Here is a 15,163-nt window from a genome sequence, read left to right on the forward strand (position 1 = left end):
CTGCCACCCATCATCTGCAAGTGATGTTCTGGCAGCGCCTTGTTCATAACCAGGAGCTGCACAATGTTCAAAGCCACCCCCAATCCCCCCGAAGAATCCCCCAGCCCGTTATTCACCGTCGCACCAGACGCCGACATCGAATGCCTGCTCGCCAACCTCAGCGAAACCCTCGCCTCGGCGAATGCGATGGCCAGCGACCTTGCCTTCGCCCTGGAAGGCTCGCGACGGCATTTGGCGTTGGGGATCCAGCAGATGATCGAGCTCGGTGAGCTGCTGGCAAACCGCGCCCTGGACATCGCCGCACCGCGCTAGCCACCTCAAGCCACGTGAAACCCGTGGCGAGGGAGCAAGCTCCCTCGCCACAAAAAGCACAAGCTCCCTCGCCACAAAAGCAGGTGTCGCGCGAAGGAACAGTCAAACCGGCTTGGACTTCAGATTACGCGCGTACCACGGCCGTTGCGGCACGCGGCGCAACAGTCTGGAGAGTTTGTCGTCATCACTGCCAAAGGTGATGCGCAGCGCCAGTTTCATGGTTTCCGGGTCCATTTCCACCGAGCGGCCGACCTGCAGCCCCGGCGTGGTGCTGCAACCATGGGTGTCCGGGCCCAGCCAGGGGTCGGCGATTTCCACCCAGCGGCCCGGGGCGAACCAGGGCACGCCGTTGACTTGCAGCCGGCTGACTTCGCCCGGATGGAAACGCTCGTGGGCGCGGAACCAGTCTTCGAGGCGATCGTCGATCCAGCCGTGGAAGGCCCAGAACACCGGGCTCACGTGAGACGAAAACGGATCGCCGAGGAAATCGTTCTCCGGTTCGAACCAGCGCAGGGCGAAGTCCGCCTGATCACGGGCGAACGGCACCGGATGGCCGTTGGACGGGTCCCTGGGCACCGAGGCCCAGCGCATGTGCAGCCAGTCATGCAGGCCCAGTTCCACCTCGGAACCAAACTGGCCCAAGGTCAGCTTCGACAGGTAGCGCGGGTCGCGATAGCGCGACTCCCAGACCTGGAAATTGCTGTGGTAGGTCTCGGCGGTCTTGATGTCGCTGACCCATTGCGCGTACTGCTCGTCGCCACGGGCCAGCCAGGTCGGCGGCAGCGCCGTGCCGTCGACGTTATCGAAATACCGGGCAAAGCCCAGGCGATCGCGTTCCAGCTCCGGTTGCGGCAAGGGGAAACGCGGCCACGACGGTAACAGTTGGAACGAACGCGCCGTGCCGAGCATGTGCCGATGCATGAAAAAGAAATCCACCCCCGAGCCGTTGCGATCCTTGCGCGGCCCACGGGCGTCACGCTCGTTGTCTCGCGGCCCGGGCTGCCAGCCCAGGCCGCGCAGGGCGTTGCGTTTGTCTTCGTCGAGGGTGTGCCATTTGTCCCGCGAGGCGTGCCAGAGCTGGTGAAACAGGCGGTGCTCGGGCGAGACCAGCCAGGCCAAGAACTTCGGGCTCAGCGGTATGCGCTCCCTGGCTTCGGGAAAGCGCTGCTTGACGGCGATGAACTGGCTGTCGAGTTCCGGCTCGGCCAGCGGTCGGTCCAGGCGCAACACCCGGCCACTGAGGGTGGCGGTGCCGGCATTGCCGAAACCGGCCCAGACTTCGTCCAGGGTCATGATGAACTCGTAGTCCGGCGCGGCATGTTCGCTGCCGATCAGTCGCCAACTCAACTGCTTCGGGTCGCTGCCGGCCAGGTCGCCCAAGACCCGATAACGCGGTTCGTCCCCGGCACGCAGGCGTTCGGCGGTGTCCAGGCAACCCACCAGGCCGCGGCCTTTGTGGGCGATGTCGAGAAACACTTGCAGGTCGTCGCCGGGCAAACCGTCGAGACCGGCATCGCGACCGGTGAAACGGATCGTCCAGATACCCCGCAGCGTGTTGGCCCGGCGCTGGCCCGCCACATCCGCCACATCGAACGAGGCCTCGCCGGGGGTGATGGTGGGGTCCGGCCGGGTCAGTTCACGGTGCCCGTAATACACCGCAGGCACGGCGGCACCGGTCAGCGCCAGGCCTGCCATGAACCATCGTCGAGAAATCGTCATTGCCTTACCTGTGTTCGCCCTCGCACGGGCTTTATCCAAGCTAGGACGATGGCTGGGCGGACAAATTTATAGCGAGTTGCAAGGGCCTCATCGCGAGCAAGCTCGCTCCCACAATGGATCTTGGTACATTCGGATGGGTTGGTTTCGAGGCCGCCTTCGCGAGCAGGCTCGCTCCCACCGGTGGATTGCATTCCAATGTGGGAGCGAGCCTGCTCGCGAAGAGGCCCTCGAGGGCGCCTAAATTTCCCCGCCGACCACTCGTTCCCCCCAGATAGCAAAGGCCCCCGCGCCTGTCCTTCCAAGGCGAACCAGACTGAGATCGGCAATGACCACACCACGTTCGAAAAAGGCTCTTTTCACCGGCGTATCCCTGGCCCTGGCGCTGGTCGTCGGTGGTGGGCTCGCGGCCTGGGACCATTGGTGGCGGGACAATCCCGGCTACCCGGTCAAGGTGATGAAAGAAGCCCGGGAGTTGCACGAGCGCCTGTTGTCCTTCGACAGCCACATCACCGTGCCGCTGGATTTCGGCACCGCCGGCAATGAGGCGGACAAGGACGGCAACGGCCAGTTCGACCTGGTGAAAGCCAATCGCGGTCACCTCTCCGGCGCCGCGCTGACCATATTCGGCTGGCCCGAACTGTGGAACGGCCCCAACGCGCCGCACAAGCCCACCGCCGGCTTCGTCGAGGAAGCGCGCAACCAACAGGAAGTGCGCTACAAGATCATCACCGGCATAGTCCGGGATTTCCCCAACCAGGTTGCCATCGCCTATACCCCCGACGACTTCCGTCGCCTGCACGGCGAAGGCAAGTTCGCGATTTTCATCAGCATGCTCAACGCCTATCCCCTCGGCCACGACCTGAGCCTGCTGGACCTGTGGACGGCGCGGGGCATGCGCATGTTCGGCTTCAGCTACATCGGCAACAACGACTGGGCCGATTCTTCGCGACCGCTGCCGTTCTTCAACGATTCGCCCGACGCCCTTGGCGGCCTCTCGGACATTGGCAAGCAAGCAGTGAAACGCCTGAACGACCTGGGCGTGATCATTGACGTATCGCAAATGTCGACCCTGGCCCTGGAGCAAGTCGCACAACTGAGCCGCACTCCATTGGTAGCTTCTCACTCGGCGCCACGGGCCATGGTGGACATCCCGCGCAACCTCAGCGACAAGGAAATGCAGCTGATCAAGGCCAGCGGCGGCGTGGTGCAGATTGTCGGTTTCTCCCAGTACCTTCGACCGCTGACGCAAAAGACCCAGGACAAACTCAACGACCTGCGCGAGCGCTTCGACCTGCCGCCACTGCCCAACCTGGCGATGGCGCTGATGCCCGGCGATCCGATCATCGCCGCGTGGCCGGAACAGCGATTCGGCGAATACGCCGGCCAGCTCTACGCCATTCTCGAAGAAGAACCCAAGGCCAGCCTCAAGGACCTGGGCGACGCCATCGACTACGCCGTGCGCAAGATCGGTATCGACCACGTCGGCATCAGCTCGGACTTCAACGAAGGCGGCGGCGTAAAGGGTTGGGAAGACGTCGGCGACATCCGCAACGTGACCGCCGAACTGCTGACGCGCGGTTACTCCGAAGCCGACATCGCCAAACTCTGGGGCGGCAACTTCCTGCGCGTCTGGGACCAGGTGCAGAAAGCCGCCCAGCCCGCGATTGCCGCGACGCAGAAGGCGGCCGAGCGATGAACGAGCGCCGTACCTTTCTCAAGCAAGCCGGGATCCTGACTGCCGGCCTGCCGTTTGCCGCCAGCCTGCCGTCCCTCGCCGCTGCCGATCCATTGCCGCCGCTGCCCCGGGACAAATGGGTGCAACTGCGCTCGTTGTTCAACCAGGACCCGGACTACCTGCACTTCTCCAATTTCCTCATCACCACTCACCCGCGTCCGGTGCGCGAGGCCATCGAACGCCACCGCGCCGCCCTCGATAAAAACCCGGGATTGTTGATGGACTGGGACCTGGGCGTCACCGAAGAGCGCGAGGAAAACGTGCGGACCTGGGCCGGGCGCTACCTGCAAGCGACACCGAAACAGATCGCCCTGACCGGCAGCACCACCGAAGGCCTGGCGATGATCTATGGCGGCGTCCATGTACGGCCCGACCAGGAAATCCTCACCACCGCCCATGAACACTATGCCACCCACACCATCCTCGACTTGCGCAAGCAACGGGACGGCACCCGGGTGCGCAAGATCAAGCTGTTCGAAAACGCCCGCGACGCCAGCGAGGCGCAAATCCTCGCGGCCATCGACCGCAACATCCGCCCCGAGACCCGCGTACTGGGCATGACCTGGGTGCACTCGGGCAGCGGCGTGAAGCTGCCGATCGGCAAGATCGGCGCCCTGGTGGACAAGCACAACCAGGGCCGCGGCGATGAGCAGCGGATCGTTTATGTGGTGGACGGCGTGCACGGTTTCGGTGTCGAGGACCTGAATTTCCCGCAGATGAATTGCGACTTCTTCATCGCCGGCACCCACAAATGGATGTTCGGCCCGCGGGGCACCGGTGTGGTGTGCAGCCGCTGGGAAGAGGTCAGGTACGTCACGCCGATCATCCCGACCTTCTCCGAGGCGACGGCGTTTTCCACCACCATGACCCCGGGCGGTTACCACGCCTTCGAGCATCGCTGGGCGGCGGACGAGGCCTTCAAGCTGCATCTGCAACTGGGCAAGGCCGAGGTGCAGGCGCGCATTCACGCGCTCAACAGCTACCTGAAGAAACACCTGCTGGCGCTGCCGCAGATCGAGCTGGTCACGCCGCTGAGCCCGGAGCTGTCGGCCGGCTTCACCTTCTTCCGGGTCAAGAATCGCAAAAGCGATGAGATCGCTGCCTACCTGATGCAAAACCGCGTCATCGCCGACGCCGTGCACCGCGATGCCGGGCCGGTGATCCGCACCGCGCCGGGGCTGCTCAACACCGAAGTCGAAATCGACCGTTTCATGGCGCTGTTGAGCAAAACACTCTGATGACTGATCGAGAGCAATCGATGAACCGATTTTTACTGAAGACGCTTCCGGCATTGGCCCTCACAGCCCTGCTACCCTCCAATGCCCAGGCCTCGCAACCGGGCCAGGTATTTCGCGACTGCAAGGACTGCCCGGAAATGGTCGTGCTGCCCACCGGCACCTTCCAGATGGGCACGCCGGACAACGAGGTCGGCCGCGAGCCCGACGAAGGCCCGATGCACCCGGTGAAGTTCGACAAGCCGGTGGCAATCAGCCGCTTCCAGGTGCTCAAAGGCGAGTGGTTCGCCTACCTGCGCGACAGCGGCTACGTGATGCCTGACGGCGACAAGCGCCCCGGCCGCGCGTGCCAGGCCGGCGTCCCGGATTACCAGGGCAGCGATCCGCGCAAGCAATACACCGACCGGCACCCGGCGGTGTGCATGGATTTCGCCGAGGCCAGCGCCTACGTGGCGTGGCTGTCGAAAAAAACCGGCAAGCCGTATCGGTTGGTCAGCGAGTCCCTGCGCGAATACGCAGCGCGCGGCGGCAGCGATGGCCCGTTTCCCTTCCCGTTCGATGAAGGCAAGGACTACAGCATCGCCCAGCACGCCAATACCTACGGCGCCGCCGATGGCTACAACTTCACCGCGCCGGCCGGCAGCTTCGCGCCCAATGCCTTCGGCGTGTACGACATGCACGGCAACGTCTACGAATGGACCGCCGATTGCTTCAACGAAAACTACCTCAATGCTCCAGACGACGGCAGCGCCGCACTGACGGGCAACTGCAAAGTGCGGCGCATCCGTGGCAACGACTGGGGCGAAGCACCGGTGTTCTCCCGTTCGGGCAACCGCAACGCGGTGTTTTCCGATGCCCGCGGCGATTGGCTGGGGTTCCGGGTCGCCCGGGATATGTAAATCAACCTGCCCACCCAAATACCTCTTTGGACATGGTGGCTCTGTGGCGAGGGGATTTATCCCCGCTGGGTCGCGAAGCGGCCCCAAGCAGGCAACACCGATCAGCAAGAGATAACGCGGCGATTCCATTGGGGCTGCTTTGCAGCCCAGCGGGGCGGTGCGACGTTTCGCTAAATCCCCTCGCCACAATATGTGTGTCAGGTGATTCCTCGTTAAATCCCCTTCCCCGCCAATCGTTCCATAGGTGGGCGCGCCCCAACCGGCGTGCCGCCGTCCTCCAGCCCATGCGGTGAATGCCCCCGATGGCCTTCGCCCTTTTTATCTAGCAGGGAAACCTCCATGAGCCAACCACAACGCGGGGTGATCGCTGAATTGTTCATCCTGCTCAAACCCTTCCGGCTGATTGTCGTAGGCTCCATCCTCTTGGGCATGCTCGGTGGCCTGAGCATCACCGCCCTGCTGGCAACCATCAACGACGCGCTGAACACCGATGCCGGCCCCTCGCCTCGAATGCTCGGCACCTTCGCCGGGCTTTGCGCGGCGGCGCTGCTGACCTCGATCCTGTCGGACATCGGCACCAACCATGTCGGCCAGAACATCATCGCCAGCCTGCGCAAATCCCTCGGTCAGAAAGTCTTGCTGGCACCGATCGAACAGATCGAGCGTTTTCGCAGTCATCGGCTCATCCCGATACTGACCCACGACGTCAACATGGTCAGCAACTTCGCTTTTTCCTTTGCGCCATTGGCGATTGCCTTCACCGTCACCCTCGGCTGCCTGGCCTACCTGGCCTACCTGTCATTGCCGATGTTTGCGCTGCTGCTGGTGGCACTGGTGATCGGCACGGTCATTCAGTACGTGGCGCGAGCCCGTGGCATTCGCGGTTTCGAAGCGGCCCGCGAGGCTGAAGACGCCCTGCAAAAGCACTACAGCGCGATCGCCGCCGGCGCCAAGGAATTGCGCATCCATCGGCCTCGTCGCCAACGCATGTTCAGCCAGCGCATCGAAGCCACCGCCGAGCAGATCTGCGCTACCAACATCCGCTCGGTCAACACCTTCGTGGTCGCCAAGACCTTCGGCTCGATGCTGTTCTTCGTGGTCATCGGCCTGGTGCTAGCCCTGCAATCGCTGTGGCTGGGCATCGACAAGGCGGTGCTCAGCGGTTTCGTGCTGGTGCTGTTGTACATGAAAGGGCCTCTTGAATACCTGGTGATGACCTTACCGGTGATCAGCCGCGCCAACATTGCGTTCAAGCGCATCGCGGAGTTGGCCGAGCAGTTTTCCTCGCCGGAGCCGCACCTGCTGCTCAACGATAAGAGCGTGCCCAAGCCGACGATCCAGCAGCTTGAATTGCGTGACGTGCACTACGCCTTCCCGGCGGTCGACGGCAGCCAGGCCTTCGCCTTGGGACCGGTCAACCTGTCCATCGCCCAGGGCGAGATCGTATTCATCGTCGGCGAGAACGGCGGGGGCAAGACCACGCTGATCAAATTGCTGCTGGGCCTCTATGCGCCCCAAGGCGGCGAGATTGTCCTCGATGGCAAGCCGGTGCTGGCTGCGCAGCGTGACGATTATCGCCAGTTGTTCACGACGATTTTTGCCGACTACTACCTGTTCGATGAACTGGTGCAAGGCGACCAGCAAGTGCCGGGGACCGCCAATCGCTACCTGGAGCGCCTGGAGATTGCCCACAAGGTCAGCATTCGCGACGGCGCTTTCAGCACCACCGATCTCTCCACCGGCCAGCGCAAGCGCCTGGCCCTGCTCAACGCCTGGCTGGAAGAACGCCCGGTGCTGGTCTTCGACGAATGGGCCGCCGACCAGGACCCGGTGTTCCGGCGGGTCTTCTACACCGAGCTGCTGCCGGAGCTGAAGGCCCTGGGCAAGACCATCATCGTCATTTCCCACGACGACCGTTACTTCGACATCGCCGATCAGCTGGTGCGGATGCAGGCCGGTCAGGTCGTCACTGAAAAGGTCCCGGCAGCCTTCGCCTGAGCCTGCCCGACGCAATGCTGTCTACCGCGAGAACACCATGAACGAATTGCTAGATGATGATCTGCTGGCGCTGCTGCTCGATGAGGCCGCCGACGATCTGCACGCGCGGTCCCACCGCAGCCGGCTGGACCGCGCGCCCTTGTCTTTCGCCCAGCAACGCTTGTGGCTGGAACAACAGCGCGACCCGACCCGGTCGGCCTACAACCTGCCACGTGCCCTGCGCCTGACGGGCGAGCTGAATGCCGATGCCCTGGAGCAAGCGCTGAATCAGGTCATCGACCGGCACGACATCCTCCGTACCGCATTCATCGAAATCGACGGCGCCGCCACCCAGGTGGTTGAGCGCAACGCCTGCCTGGTCCTGCATCGCGAAGACCTCGCCGGGCTCGACCAGCCGACGCTTTCGCAGCGCATCGAGCAACACGCCCGGCAACCGTTCGATCTCACCCAGGCGCCGCTGATGCGGGCCACCCTGCTCAGGCTGAGCCCTGCGGAACATGTGCTGTTGCTGAATATGCATCACATCGTGTCCGATGCCTGGTCCAACACGATCCTCATGCAGGACATGACCCAGGCCTATGCCCAGGGCTTGCTGGGCGATCCGTCACCGCTGCCGCCGTTGCCCCTGCAATACGCCGACTACGCGACGTGGCAACGCGGCGAGTACTTGCAGAGCCTGGCCTGCCAGCGCGGTGGCGAATACTGGAGCGAGTACCTGGGCCACGACCTGCCCACACTGGAACTGCCACAGGACTTTGCGCGCAATGCGAGCCAGACACACATGGCCGGACGTGTGCAGGTGGCGCTGGCCCCGGCGATGGTCCAGGCGCTCGAGACGTTCTGCCAACGCCAGGGGCTGACGCCGTTCGTGGTAGCGCTGGGTGCCTGGCAATTGCTGCTGGCCCGCTACAGCCGCCAGAACGACTTCACCGTCGGCGTTCCCAATGCCAACCGCAACAACCATGAAAGCCAGGACCTGGTAGGTTTTTTTGTCAGTAGCCAGGTGTACCGGGCGCGGATCGACTCGACCCGCAGCGCGCTGGATTTTCTCCGCGATCTGCGCGCGCAATCCCTCGCCGCGCTGGAGCATGCCGATTACCCGCTGGAGTTGATCCTCGATCAATTGGGCGCCAACCCGCTGTTTCAGGTGCTGTTCAACTGGCGCACCGGATCACAGGCCGCGTCGCTGCCGAGTCCGGATCAATTCATGCTGGAGTTTCTCGACACCGGCGAAAACCAGGCCAAGTTCGACGTGTCGCTGGATGTCGACTATTCACCACAGCTGACCGTGGCGACCTTCGAATACAGCCGTGACCTGTACCGCACACAAACCATCGAGCGCATGGTCGGGCATTGGCAGAACCTGCTGCGCGGCCTGATCGAAATGCCCGGATGCGCCCTCGGCGAGCTACCGTTGTTGAGCGCCGATGAACAGCGGCTGACCCTGAACGACTGGAATCGCCGGCCGACCCGGTTGCGCCAGGAAGAGTGCCTGCACCAGGTGATCGAAACCCACGCCGCCAACACCGCAGAGGCGATAGCCCTGACATTCGAAGGGCAGCACATAAGCTATGCCGAGCTCAATCGACACGCCAACCAATTGGCCCATCGTTTGATCGGACAAGGCGTCGGGCCCGACGTACTGGTCGGCATCGCCGTCGAACGCACGCCACGGATGATCATCGGCCTGCTGGCGATTCTCAAGGCCGGCGGCGCCTACGTGCCACTGGACCCGGCCTACCCGGACGATCGCCTGGCCTACATGATCGAGGACAGCGGCGTCAGGCAGATCCTCACCGAGGCCCACCTGCTTGATTCGCTGGCGCTGCCCGTCGGCGTCGACTGCCTGTTACTGGATCCGGTCGATGCCGTCAGCACCTACCCCGAACACAATCCGCACGTGCCGATGGATCCGGACAACCTGGCCTACGTGATCTACACCTCCGGCTCCACCGGCAAACCCAAAGGCGCACTGCTCGCCCACCACAACGTCAGTCGATTGTTCCAGGCCACCGACCATTGGTTCGGTTTCGGCCAGCAGGACGTGTGGTGCCTGTTTCACTCCTACGCTTTCGACTTTTCCGTGTGGGAGATCTTCGGTGCCCTGCTGCACGGCGGTCGACTGGTCATCGTGCCCCACGCCGTGAGCCGTTCGCCCGAGGATTTCTACGCCCTCCTCTGCCAGGAAAAGGTCACGGTGCTCAACCAGACCCCATCGGCATTCAAGTCATTGCTGCAGGTGGCCTGCGACCCTCAACAGACGCTCATCCACCGGTTGCGACAAGTGATTTTCGGCGGTGAAGCGATTGATGTGCAGAGCCTGCGCCCCTGGTTCGAACGTTTCGGCGACCGGACACCACAATTGATCAACATGTACGGCATCACCGAAACCACGGTACATGTCACCTGGCGGCCGCTGTCGTTGCAGGATTTGCATGGCGAGGCCGCCAGCCCCATCGGCGAGCCCATCGTCGATCTGTCCTGGTATTTGCTCGATGCGCACCTGAACCCGGTGGCCAAGGGTTGCATCGGCGAGCTGTACGTCGGTCGCGCGGGCCTGGCCCGTGGTTACCACCAGCGCGCCGACCTGTCCGCCAGCCGTTTCATTCCGGACCCGTTCGACCCACTGCCGGGCGGACGCCTGTACCGCACCGGCGACCTGGCCCGCTACCTCAGCGACGGCAGCATCGAATACGTCGGACGCCTCGATCATCAGGTCAAGATCCGCGGCTTCCGCATCGAGTTGGGCGAGATCCAGGCCCGCCTGCAAATGCTCTCGGCGGTCCGCGATTGCGTGGTGTTGACCCATGAAGGCCCGGGCGGCCTGCAATTGATCGCCTACGTCATCCCGACGCAACCGGCCTCGGCCGGGTTGCGCGAAGACCTGCTGACTGCGCTGAAAACGCAGATGCCGGACTACATGGTGCCCAGCCATCTGTTATTCATCGATCACCTGCCGCTCAATGCCAACGGCAAGCTCGATCGCAAGGCCTTGCCGGAACCGGACGCCGACCTCCGGCATTCGACCTACGTGGCGCCCCGCACGCAGTTGGAACAGGCCCTGGTGCAACTCTGGCAACAGTCGCTGAAGGTCGAGCGCGTGGGCATCAGCGACAGTTTCTTCGAGCTGGGTGGGCATTCGATCCTGGCGATCGAGCTCATCGCCAACCTCAAGGCACGCCTGAACCACACGGTGCGCCTGCAAGAACTGCTGGCCAACCCGAGCATCGCCGAACTGGCCCGATTCATTTCGCAAAAACACCGCGAGCAGACGCAGTGCCTCGTCGCCCTGAACAACGCGCCCGCCAGCGCACCGCAGCTGTTCTGCCTGCACCCCAGCGGGGGCATCGTCTTCTGCTACCAGCCACTGGCGCGCAAACTGCAAAATCGCGCGCGCACCTTCGGCGTCATGCACCGCGGCTTCAGCGAACCCCATGCGGGCCCCGAGGCCTGGCACCAGATGATTGCCGACTACAGCCAGGAAATCGTCGCGGCTCAGCCAGAGGGTCCGTATTACCTGATGGGATGGTCCCTGGGCGGGGCGATTGCGCTGGACATCGCGGCAACCCTGGAAAGCCAGGGTCATACGGTGGGTTTCCTGGGGCTGGTGGACAGCACGATTCCCGAGCACCTGTATCCCGCGACGTTGCCGCGTCATCGAGAACGGCTTGCGGAGGAAAAAACCGACCCGGCCTCGCAGGATCTGCATGAGGCAATCGAGTATTTCGACCTGCTGTTCCCTGCTCTTACGGAACGCACCGCGGCCTTTCGACGGGAACACCCTGACAGCTCGGTCAAGGCCTTCCATGAGTGGGCTGCCGGGCAGATCGAGCCTGAGCGAGGCGACTTGCTGTCGGTCGTGCAGAGCGTCAAGGAAGAGGTCATGAATGCCCAGGCGTTTTCGGTGCATGACCGGTTGCTGGAGGCCTTTGAAGGGTTCACTTTCAAGCCGGTACGGGTACGTCCCAGCTGCTGGTGGACCGAGGCGGAGAAAACACCGCAAGAGCTGGCGTTTTGCGAGGCGTTGGTCAGAGAACATAGCTTGACTGGCGAGTTGCAGTGTTCAGTGCATTCTCCGTTGCGTCATCGGGGCATGATCTTTGATGACGGGTTGCTTGATTCGTTGGTTGAGGTGTTACTGACGAGCGTGGCGCAAGGGAAATAACTCGGCAGTTTAAGTGACGTGTCCAGCCCACATGGGTTATGTGGTGTCGCTGGGTTTTATATTCACTGAAGATCCACTGTGGGAGCGAGCCTGCTCGCGAAGGCGGTGGGTCATCTTGCATCGACGGCAAATGTGCCCAGGCCTCCAATTCCACAAGCAAATAGCCGTTGTCCCGAGGAAAAGACAACCCCGTGGCGAGGGAGCTTGCTCCCGCGCCACGGGGTTTGCGTTTCCAGCGAAATTGACCCTATAAAAAACCGACCCGCACAAGGCGGGTCGGTTTTCTATTGCCGTAGAAAATCAGAACTGCGGCGTGTACTTCACGGTAAACATCAGATTCCTCGGATCACCGAAGTTGTTGTTACCGTTGATCTGGTTGTAAGCCGGCGTGATATACGTCTTGTCAAACAGGTTGTTGGCATTGACCGCCAACCCGATCTCCGGCGTCAACTGATAGCCGACACGGGCATTCCAAACGGTATAACCCGGTACGTCATAGTTGAGGTCGAAGACCTGCGTATGGCTTTGAGTGGTGAAGCCCAGGCCGGCACTGGCACGGTTCCAGTCGCCAGTGAACTGGTAGTTGCCCCACACCCGCAACATGTGTTTCGGCGTCCAGGTACTGAAGACACTGCCTTCGTTATCCGGATCTTCCAGGTATTTGGTGGTGTTGTAGGTATAGCCCGCGAACAGCTGCAGATTGTCGATCACCTCACCGCTGATCTCGGCCTCGATGCCCTGGCTGCGCACCTTGCCCGAGGCTGTCGAGCAACCGAAGCCACCACACCCCGAACCGCCGTCATTGACCGCACGGTTTTCATGGTCGTAGCGGAAGACAGCCAGGGAAGTATTGACCCGACCGTCCATCAATTCACCTTTAAGACCCACTTCATAGTTGGTGCCAATGACGGGCTTGAGCACGGAGCCGTTGGCATCAACGTTGGTCTGCGGCTGGAACACGTCGGTGTAACTGGCGTACACCGCCCACTCACGAGTCAAATCGTAGACGATACCGGCGTATGGCGTGACCTCCCCCGTCTCACTTCCAGTGCTCGGCGCGTTGGGGGTAATACCGGTTGCCCGTTCGGTTTTCGATTTGTAGCTGAAGTCATACCAGCTGACCCGGGAGCCCAGGATCAGCGTCAAGTCGTCCACCGGCTTGACGCGCCAGGTGCCGTATACGCCTTTCTGGCGGATGTCGTACTTGCTCAGTGTGCCCATGCCACCCGGGCTGTTGATCAGGCCCTCATAGCTGATGTCCGGACGGTTGTTGTCGAGGTCGAAGATATTGTCGGTGCTGCTGTTGAAGGTCCGGGCGTATTTGTCGTCCGTCTCCAGCTGGGAGTAGTTGCCGCCGAGCATGACCTCCTGCTCCATCGACAGGGCTTCGAACTTGCCCACCAGGTTCATGTCCAGGCCCACCTTGGTGGACTGGAAGTCGGTGACGAAGTCGGCATATTGCACGCGGCTGCCATCCGGTAGCAGGCCACCGGGGCTTTGCGTGCGCTGGTTTTTCGCCTGGTTGTCTTCGGTCATCTGCACGGCACCGACCTTGAACGCCCAATCCTCGTTGAAGCGATGCTCCAGGTCGGCGTACAGCGTGGTGACGTCGATATCGGAACGGTTCCAGCGCGCGCCGGTGTAGGTCGAGCGCGACACGTCCGGCATCGAGCCATCGGCGTAGCGTGGCAAGCCGCGGATGTTGCCGCGCGACTCGCCGTTGGATTGGCTGGCCGCGAAGCCCAGGGTGGTGTCTTCGCTCAGGTCGATGTCCAGCGAGCCATACAGCGAGTGGGTCTTGTTCCAGGCATGATCGACGAAGGAATTGCTCTGGTCTTCGTCGGCGACGATACGGCCGCGGATGTTGCCGGCCTCGTTCAGCGGGCCGCCGGCGTCCAGTTGCAGGCCGTAGTGATCCCAGGAGCCGGCCTTGCCGGTCAGGGTCACGGTCGGGGCGCTCTGGCCACGCTTGCGCACCAGGTTGACGGCGCCGCCGGGGCTGCCGGTGCCTTGCAGCAGGCCGGACGCGCCACGGAGGATTTCCAGGCGGTCGAAGAAGATCAGGTCCTGGGTCGCCCAGTTGCCCAGCGAGTAGGTGTTACGCGGGATCGGCACACCGTCGTACTGCCAGTCGTCGATCTGGAAACCGCGCGACGACAGGATCATGCCCTGGCCGACGCCCTGCAGGCCGACGACGCCGGTGGTCTGGTTGACGGCGTCCTTGAGGCTGACCAGGTTCTGGTCATCCATCTGCTTGCGCGTCATCACCGTGATCGACTGCGGAATCTCCTTCAGGGTATGAGTGCCCTTGCCGATGGTCACGGCATTACTGGTGTACGAGTTGCTGCCTTCAGTGGTGGCCTCCGGCTGCTGCGCGTTGATGGTGGTCGCGCCCAGCTCCAGGCCTGCGCCGGAGCCCTTTACCAGCATCAGGGTATTGCCCTCGAGGCTGTGGCGCACGCCGGTGCCCTTGAGCAATTCGGCGATGGCCGCTTGCGGGCTCATCTTGCCGCTGACGCGATTGCTTTTCAGGCCGGCCAGTTCGTCGGCGTTATAGATCACTTGTTGGTTGGTCTGCTCGCCGAACGCTTGCAATGCCTGCGGCAGCGGTTGCGCAGGGATGTTGATGCTGACGTTTTCAGCCATCACCTGGGCGCTCAACGGCAACACGCAGACCAGACCCAGGCCCGTCAACACCCGGCGCGAACGCAGGCCGCGGGACATGACCAATGCCTTGAACAGCGGTTTCAACTCATGAATTGCCGACATCGTGCTCTCTATTATTGGTAGAAGTGAAAAGTCCATGGGGGCCGAAGGGCCTGCCGCTCGCCAGCACGGTGTACCGCTGACCGACCCCTCCCCGGGTACGGTCATCCGGCTGGACGACAGCTAAATTTTTCCTGGACACAACCGGCGCCTGGGCAGCCCTGCCCGGGCCGATTTGCCCGCATACCTTAGTAAGACGCAGCACCTGGGAAAAACCGGAATGAGTTTATTTATCATTCGCGCAAAAACTCAAAAAAAAGCCGATGCGAAGGGCACCGGCCTCTTGTTGATTGAAGCGATCGTTCCTACGCGGAGCGTGGGAACGATCTCCCTT

7 protein-coding genes and 1 pseudogene are annotated in these 15,163 nt (G+C 62.6%); 6 read left to right on the forward strand and 2 right to left on the reverse strand.

Features of this window, described 5'->3' with window-relative positions; all coding sequences use genetic code 11:
• Positions 1-105: 105 nt before the first annotated feature.
• Positions 106-312 (forward strand): annotated as a pseudogene (locus PSH78_RS17985) (DUF6124 family protein); the annotation flags it as partial.
• A gap of 102 nt (positions 313-414) precedes the next feature.
• Here the strand turns inward: PSH78_RS17985 and PSH78_RS17990 are convergent.
• Complete coding sequence (locus PSH78_RS17990; protein ID WP_305495910.1) at positions 415-2,031, reverse strand: PvdJ/PvdD/PvdP-like protein; 1,617 nt, start codon at positions 2,029-2,031, stop codon at positions 415-417.
• A 325-nt stretch (positions 2,032-2,356) separates the two neighbouring features.
• On the opposite strand from PSH78_RS17990, the gene pvdM reads away from it, so the two are divergent.
• The 5 genes from pvdM to PSH78_RS18015 all read left to right on the forward strand — a co-directional run bounded on the left by pvdM (position 2,357) and on the right by PSH78_RS18015 (position 12,063).
• On the forward strand, positions 2,357-3,727 hold the full coding sequence (gene pvdM, locus PSH78_RS17995; RefSeq protein ID WP_305495911.1) for a pyoverdine-tailoring dipeptidase-like protein PvdM: 1,371 nt from the start codon (positions 2,357-2,359) through the stop codon (positions 3,725-3,727).
• Complete coding sequence (locus tag PSH78_RS18000; RefSeq protein ID WP_305495912.1) at positions 3,724-5,004, forward strand: aminotransferase class V-fold PLP-dependent enzyme; 1,281 nt, start codon at positions 3,724-3,726, stop codon at positions 5,002-5,004. The genes pvdM and PSH78_RS18000 overlap by 4 nt, the downstream gene beginning before the upstream one ends.
• Before the next feature lie 20 nt (positions 5,005-5,024).
• Positions 5,025-5,900 carry a formylglycine-generating enzyme family protein gene (locus PSH78_RS18005; protein ID WP_305495915.1) on the forward strand — a complete coding sequence of 292 codons (876 nt, stop codon included), beginning with the start codon at positions 5,025-5,027 and terminating at the stop codon, positions 5,898-5,900.
• Positions 5,901-6,239: 339 nt separating this feature from the next.
• The gene (locus PSH78_RS18010) at positions 6,240-7,898 is read left to right on the forward strand and encodes a cyclic peptide export ABC transporter (protein WP_305495916.1); all 1,659 of its coding nucleotides are present in this window, start codon (positions 6,240-6,242) and stop codon (positions 7,896-7,898) included.
• 37 nt (positions 7,899-7,935) lie between these two features.
• Positions 7,936-12,063, forward strand: coding sequence for an amino acid adenylation domain-containing protein (locus tag PSH78_RS18015; RefSeq protein ID WP_305495918.1), 4,128 nt, complete (start codon positions 7,936-7,938; stop codon positions 12,061-12,063).
• A 300-nt stretch (positions 12,064-12,363) separates the two neighbouring features.
• On the opposite strand, the gene PSH78_RS18020 is transcribed toward PSH78_RS18015, so the two are convergent.
• Positions 12,364-14,832, reverse strand: a complete 2,469-nt coding sequence (locus PSH78_RS18020) for a TonB-dependent receptor (RefSeq protein WP_305495920.1) — start codon at positions 14,830-14,832, stop codon at positions 12,364-12,366.
• Between the last annotated feature and the right edge of the window lie 331 nt (positions 14,833-15,163).

This window comes from Pseudomonas sp. FP198 (assembly GCF_030687895.1).
Lineage (GTDB): Bacteria > Pseudomonadota > Gammaproteobacteria > Pseudomonadales > Pseudomonadaceae > Aquipseudomonas.

Excerpts from the sequence above, each read along its gene's own strand:
- PSH78_RS17990 (WP_305495910.1), bottom strand. The coding sequence starts at position 2,031 with ATGACGATTTCTCGACGATGGTTCATGGCAGGCCTGGCGCTGACCGGT.
- pvdM (WP_305495911.1), top strand. The coding sequence starts at position 2,357 with ATGACCACACCACGTTCGAAAAAGGCTCTTTTCACCGGCGTATCCCTG.
- PSH78_RS18000 (WP_305495912.1), top strand. The coding sequence starts at position 3,724 with ATGAACGAGCGCCGTACCTTTCTCAAGCAAGCCGGGATCCTGACTGCC.
- PSH78_RS18005 (WP_305495915.1), top strand. The coding sequence starts at position 5,025 with ATGAACCGATTTTTACTGAAGACGCTTCCGGCATTGGCCCTCACAGCC.
- PSH78_RS18010 (WP_305495916.1), top strand. The coding sequence starts at position 6,240 with ATGAGCCAACCACAACGCGGGGTGATCGCTGAATTGTTCATCCTGCTC.
- PSH78_RS18015 (WP_305495918.1), top strand. The coding sequence starts at position 7,936 with ATGAACGAATTGCTAGATGATGATCTGCTGGCGCTGCTGCTCGATGAG.
- PSH78_RS18020 (WP_305495920.1), bottom strand. The coding sequence starts at position 14,832 with ATGTCGGCAATTCATGAGTTGAAACCGCTGTTCAAGGCATTGGTCATG.